This is a genomic window from Oscillochloris sp. ZM17-4, assembly GCF_019599295.1.
GTDB lineage: Bacteria > Chloroflexota > Chloroflexia > Chloroflexales > Chloroflexaceae > Oscillochloris.
In genome coordinates this window covers 44516-50814 of record NZ_JAIEWN010000042.1, presented here as the reverse complement: position 1 = coordinate 50814, position 6299 = coordinate 44516, and the positions used below count along the sequence as shown (strand labels likewise).

The 6299-nt window shown below is 68.6% G+C and carries 6 protein-coding genes and 1 pseudogene; all 7 read left to right on the top strand.

Going from position 1 to position 6299, the window contains the following annotated elements; translation table 11 throughout:
• Nucleotides 1-559: pseudogene (locus K2Z83_RS22430) on the top strand (hypothetical protein); the annotation flags it as partial.
• Between the two features lie 10 nt (nucleotides 560-569).
• On the top strand, nucleotides 570-932 hold the full coding sequence (locus K2Z83_RS22425; protein WP_220597405.1) for a ferredoxin: 363 nt from the start codon (nucleotides 570-572) through the stop codon (nucleotides 930-932).
• A 189-nt stretch (nucleotides 933-1121) separates the two neighbouring features.
• Entirely contained in the window at nucleotides 1122-2216 is a 1095-nt protein-coding gene (locus K2Z83_RS22420; RefSeq protein ID WP_220597404.1) for an Mrp/NBP35 family ATP-binding protein, read from the top strand.
• Between the two features lie 79 nt (nucleotides 2217-2295).
• The gene (gene moaA, locus K2Z83_RS22415) at nucleotides 2296-3342 is read left to right on the top strand and encodes a GTP 3',8-cyclase MoaA (protein WP_370650262.1); all 1047 of its coding nucleotides are present in this window, start codon (nucleotides 2296-2298) and stop codon (nucleotides 3340-3342) included.
• 158 nt (nucleotides 3343-3500) lie between these two features.
• Entirely contained in the window at nucleotides 3501-3902 is a 402-nt protein-coding gene (rpsF, locus tag K2Z83_RS22410; protein WP_220597402.1) for a 30S ribosomal protein S6, read from the top strand.
• A 21-nt stretch (nucleotides 3903-3923) separates the two neighbouring features.
• On the top strand, nucleotides 3924-4379 hold the full coding sequence (locus K2Z83_RS22405) for a single-stranded DNA-binding protein (protein ID WP_220597401.1): 456 nt from the start codon (nucleotides 3924-3926) through the stop codon (nucleotides 4377-4379).
• Between the two features lie 267 nt (nucleotides 4380-4646).
• Nucleotides 4647-6092, top strand: coding sequence for a peptidylprolyl isomerase (locus tag K2Z83_RS22400; RefSeq protein WP_370650260.1), 1446 nt, complete (start codon nucleotides 4647-4649; stop codon nucleotides 6090-6092).
• The last annotated feature ends 207 nt before the right edge of the window (nucleotides 6093-6299 follow it).

The following is a 6299-nucleotide window of genomic DNA, read 5'->3' as shown; positions in this document are numbered from 1 at the left end:
CGCCGTGCCGCCCACGGCAACCGCCGTGCCGCCGACGGCGACCGCCGTGCCGCCGACCGCCGTGCCGCCGACCGCCGTGCCGCCCACGGCAACCGCCGTGCCGCCGACGGCGACCGCCGTCCCGGCCAGCGCCCAGGTAATCTTCGACGACAGCCTGGCCAGCGGGTGGCAGAACTGGTCCTGGGACAGCAAGGTGAACCTGAGCTACACCAAGAAGACGAAGGTTGGCACGAGCTCGATCGCTGTGACCTTCACCAAGGCGTGGGCGGGCCTGTACTTGCACACCGACAGCGCGCTGAGCACGCAGGGCTACACCAAGATCCGCTTCTGGGCGAACGGCGCTGGCGGCAACCAGCAGCTGATGGTCTGGGTGCGCGACGCCAACGGTAATGGGAGCCAGGCGGTGAAGCTGCCGACCCTCACCAAGAAATGGGTGCTGGTGGAGATCCCGCTCGCGCAGCTCGGCAGCCCGTCCAACCTGAGCGATCTGGCCATCCAGGACGCCCAGGGGCGCACGCAGAAGACCTTCTACATCGACCAGATCGAGCTGGCTAACTAGGAATTGCAGATTGCAGATTGCAGATTGCAGATTGGCTTTACAATCTGCAATCTGCAATCTACAATCTGCAATTATGACGTACCGACTCTACCTCTGCACCGGCCCGCACTGTAGCGCCCGCGGCTGCGCCCGTGTGCGCGACGCCCTCGACGCCGCCCTCTGGGAGCTGGGCGTCGGGGGCGTCGAGCTGCTGGCGAGCGGCTGCCAGGACCACTGCGACCACGGGCCGAACCTGCTCATCCACCCCGGCGCGACGCGCTATGCCGGGCTCAGCGCCGAGCGCGCCCGCGAGATTGTGCGCGCGCACCTGCGCGACGGGCATCCGGTCGAGGCCTGGCTGGCCACCCCCGAGATGCGGCGCGGGGCGCGGTAGGACGATTGCAGATTGTAGATTGCAGATTGCAGATTGGATTCAGCGCGCTCTGCTGCGATCGGCTTGATACCGGTTTCAGGTTACGATAGCTCCCGCTTTCTAAAACCTGCTATAATGCTCATTAGATGAACACCGAAATCCCCAATTCCCAATCTGCAATTTGCAATGATATAGCTATGGAGTGATGACATGGGCCTCTTCTCACGCGGCTCGGGCCAGCAGGTGAGCGAGCAGCAGGTGCTCGCCGCGCTGAGCAAGGTGCAGGAGCCGGAGCTCGGCGGCGATCTCGTCTCGCGCCGGATGATCAAGAATGTGAAGATCGACGGCGGGACGGTGAGCTTCGCGGTGGAGCTGACCACGCCGGCATGCCCGCTGAAGGACCAGATCCGCAGCGAGGTCGAGGCGGCGGTGCGCGCGCTGCCCGGCGTGAGCGACGTGCAGGTCGAGTTCACGGCGAATGTGCGCCACCACGCCGGCATCCCCGAGCAGGCGGCCATCCCCGGCGTGGCCAACGTGATCGCGGTGGCCGCCGGGAAGGGCGGCGTGGGCAAGAGCACCGTGGCCGCCAACCTGGCCGTCGCCCTGTCCCAGGAGGGCGCCAGCGTGGGCCTGCTCGACGCCGACGTGTTTGGCCCGAGCATGCCGCTGATGTTCGGCGTGCGCGGCCAGCCCGGCGCGGTGACCGGCGAGGACGGCCAGGCGGTGATGGTGCCGCTTGAGGGCCACGGCATCAAGCTGATGTCGGTGGGCTTCATGGTGGAGGAGGGCCAGCCGGTGATCTGGCGCGGCCCGATGGTGAGCCAGCTGCTGCGCCAGTTCCTCTACCAGGTGGCATGGGCCCCGCTCGACTACCTGATCATCGATATGCCCCCCGGCACCGGCGACATCGCCCTGACCTTAGCCCAGAGCCTGCCGCTCACCGGCGCCCTGATCGTCACCACGCCGCAGCAGGTGGCCACGATCGATGTGGTCCGGGCGATGGAGATGTTCAAGAAGGTGAACGTGCCGCTGATCGGCATCATCGAGAACATGGCCTACTTCCTCGCCCCCGACACCGGCGCGCGCTACGATATCTTCGGCTCCGGCGGCGCGGCGCGGATCGCGGCCCAGCAGGGCCTCCCGCTGCTCGGCCAGGTCCCCCTGGGCATGGCGGTGCGCGCGGGCGGCGACAGCGGCACGCCGGCGGTGATCAGCGACGCGCCCGACGCCTACGCCGAGGTCTTCCGGGGCGTGGCCCGCCAGCTGGCCGCCCGGATCTCGGTGATGAAGTACGCTGGCGCGTAAGGGCGCCCCTTGTGGGCGCCCGACCCCTTGTGGGCGCCCCTACGACCGCCGGAGGAGCGCAATGGTGCTTGAGAACCCAATGACGGGCCTGGCCCCCATCACCTTTGTCGAGCCGCGCAGCTACCCGAGCTATGCCGCGGACGCGCCGGCGCTGGACAGCTACGGGCGGCGGATCGACTACCTGCGGGTTTCGCTCACCGACCGCTGCAATATGCGCTGCGTCTACTGCATGCCGGCCGTGGGCATGAAGTTCCTGCCGCGCCCCGAGCTGCTCACCAACGAGGAGCTGGTGACGGTGCTGCGCGCCGCCGCCGCCGCAGGCTTCCGCAAGATCCGGCTCACCGGCGGCGAGCCGATGCTGCGCTACGAGATCGTCGAGCTGGTGCGCGCGATCAAGTCCATCCCCGGCATCGAGCACATCGCCATGACCACCAACGCCCTGCGCCTGGGCAAGCTGGCCGGGCCGCTGAAGGAGGCCGGGCTCGACCGGGTGAACATCAGCATCGACAGCCTCGACCCGCAGAAGTTCCGCCAGATCACCCGCGGCGGCAGCCTGGACGATGTCTGGGCGGGGGTGCGCGCGGCCGATGAGGTCGGGCTGCGCCCGATCAAGCTCAACGCGGTGGTGGTGCGCGGCATGAATGACGACGAGGTCATCCGCCTGGCCGCCCTGACCACCGAGCACCCCTGGGAGTTCCGCTTTATCGAGGTGATGCCGCTGACCGGCGTGGCCGGCCTGGCCGAGGAGGGCGTGATCAGCACCGCCGAGCTGGTCGCCCGCATCTCGGCCCACTTCGGGCCGCTGGAGCCCTACGGCCAGGACCCATCCGACCCGGCGCGGCGCTACCGCATCCCCGGCGCGCCCGGCAAGCTCGGCTTCATCAGCGCGGTGACCGACCCGTTCTGCGCCACCTGCAACCGCATGCGGCTGACCGCCGAGGGCCGCCTGCACCTCTGCCTGCTGCGCGACGACGAGCTGGATCTGCGCGCGGCCGTGCGCTCGGGCGCCGGCCAGGACGAGATCGAGCAGCTCATCCGCCACGCCGTGTATGTGAAGCCCTGGGGCCATGGCCTGCCCGAGGGCGTCCTGCCGACCCTGCGCGGCATGTCGCAGCTCGGTGGCTAGTGTGCCGCCCCCGATTCCGTGGTATAATCCCGCGATCGTAAGAGTAAGGCACGTCGCCGCACATTAAGGTGCGGCTGATGTCTTTCTGTCCCGCCGCACCGCCCGGCACGCGCAGCCGGATCGGTTCGACGAGCGGGATTACACCAGAGGAGGAGCATATGCGCGAACGTCGTCGTAACTACGAGCTGATGATCATCATCAACCCGCTGCACGCCAATGAAGAGGGCATCGCCGCCGCCATCGAGCGGGTCACCCACTCGATCCAGAATGCCGGCGGTGAGGTGACGAGCGTCAACCAGGCGTCGCCCTGGGGCCGGCGCAAGCTGGCCTACCCTATCCGTGAGTACGCCAGCGGCGAGGCCAGCCGCCGCAACTTCACCGAGGGCTACTACGTGCTGTTCACCTTCGGCCTCTCGGCCGGGAAGGTCACTGATGTCGAGCGCACCCTGAAGCTGAGCGACGCTGTGATGCGGCACCTGATCACGGTTATCGAGCAGAAGGGCAGCAGCGCGGATGAGGCGCCCGAGGCGGTTGAGGCTGTCGCCGAGCAGGCGGAGTAGTGAGGCGAAAGGCAGGCGGCGATGGCCCGCGATCTGAATAAGGTCATGATCATCGGCCGCCTCGGCGCCGATCCTGAGATGCGCTACACCTCCACAGGCAGCCCGGTGACCACGTTCCGCGTGGCGTCGGGCCGCCAGTGGCGCGACGGCGCCGGCGAGATGCGCGAGGAGACCGAGTGGTTCAGCGTCGTCGCGTGGAATAAGCTCGCCGAGATCTGCAACCAGTACCTCGCGAAGGGCGCGCGCGTGTACGTTGAGGGCCGCCTCCAGACGCGATCCTGGGATGATCAGCAGAGCGGGCAGACCCGCTATCGGACCGAGGTCATCGCCGGCGATATGATTATCCTCGATAGTCGTGAGGGCCGCCCCTCCCGCGACGATGATGATGAGCCCCCGCCGCGCGAGGCCCGCCCTGCCCCGCCCCGCGGCGGCCGGGCCTCCCCGCCTGATATTGGCGATGAGGATATTCCGTTTTAATACGCCACTATGCGATGATGCGTGAGACGCAGCGCGCCGCCTGCGCCCATGGCGCCCCGGCCCCTCGCTTGCGTTGCACGCATCATGTTGTGCATTCACACACTCATGGCTGACACACCGAAGACCCCCCAGCGGGGCGACCAACGCCCGACGCCGCAGAAGCGCCGCCAGGCGCAGCCCGCGGCTCCCGCCGTTTCCCCACCGATGACGCGCAGGCGCCTGGCGCGTCACCAGCGCGAGCTTCGCAGCCAGCGTCGGGTGGTGATCGTGACCGCCACCGCCATCGGCCTTGCGCTCCTGGCGGTGATTATCGGTCTGAGCTACGACCAGCTCTGGGTCCCGAGCCGCCCGGTGGCGCAGGTCGGCAGCGTGTCGCTAAGCCGGCGCGACTACTGGCAGGAGCGGCGCCTGGCCTACGCCCGCGAGATCGCCCAGAACTTTCAGCTCGTGGCCCTCTTCGGCGGGAACCAGCAGTTCACCCAGCAGTTCGCCAACCAGAGCCCGACGCTGAATCAGCAGGTGAAGACGATCAGCAGCAGCCCGGTGGACGACACGGTGGTGGGCCAGTGGGAGACCTTGCAGATCAAGGAGCAGGGCGCCGCGCAGATGGGCATCAGCGCCAGCCCCGATGCGATCAACCAGGCGATCGCGAACGACCTTGGCCAGATCTTCATCCCGCCGCCGGCCCCGCCGATCACCGCGACGACGACGATCAGCAGCACGGCTACGGCGCCCGCCGCCGACGCCACCGTCGAGCTGACGGCCACCGTCGAGCCGACGGCCACCGCCGAGCCGACGGCCTCGCCCACCCCCGGCGGCCCCACGGCCACCGCCGAGCCGACGGCCACCGCCGAGCCCACGAGCACGCCGCGGCCCACGCCCGCCGCCGCAGAGGCGGCCAGCCAGGTCGATCAGATCGTCGACGAGATCTTCCGCCGCTATGAGATCGAGCTTGCCAGCGTCGATGTGAAGCCCGCCCTGACGAAGGACGACTTCCGCGCCGCGCTGATCAGCCAGTACCGCGAGCAGGTGATCAACACCAGCGTGCAGGACAGCCTCGTCCCCGATGGCACCTTTGAGGCGAGCAGCGACCCGACGAAGGTGAAGGCCCGCCAGATCCTTGTCGCCGTGACTCCGCCCGACGGCTCCACCCAGGAGCAGACTGACGCCCTCTTCGCCACCGCGAAGGATCGCGCCGATACGCTGGTCGCCGATCTGCGCGCCGGCGCCGACTTTGCGGGCCTGGCCGCGTCTGCCTCGAATGACCCCGGCTCGGCCAGCGCCGGCGGCGACCTCGGCTTCTTCGATAAGGATGGCAAGGCCGATAATGGCGCGACCTACCCGCCCGAGCTGGTGAGTGCCGCCTTTAGCCTGGAGCAGAACACGGTCAGCGACCCGATCCGCACCCAGTTCGGCTGGCATATTATCGAGGTGACGGACCGCACCATCCCCACCAGGGATGATCAGCTGCGCGAGGCCCGCACGACGGCCCTGGACACCTGGCTCGCCGAGCAGCGGGCCGCGATCAGCGCCCAGCGCTTCCCCCCGCAGACGCCCTCGCCGACGGCGAGCGCGGAGACGCCGACGGCGGAGCCGACCTACCTGCCCGGCCCGCCGACCCAGGTGCCTACACCGGAGCCAACTCTGGCGCCGGCTGTCGAACCGACGCCAGAGTCGGCTCCGGCGGAGCCGACGCCGACAAGCGCTCCGTAGAGCCTAGCTCGCTGATCCTGCGGGATCTGGCCTCCGCGGTAAGGGCGTAGCAGCGTGGCGCTGCTGCGCCCTTACCGCTCACATAACCACTATGCGACGATGGAAAGCACAGATCACCAGACGCCTCTGGGCGGCGGTCGCCCTGCTGGTGGCCCTGGCCCTTGGGGCGATCACGCTCTTTGTCCGAGTCGGCCCTTCACTCGCCCA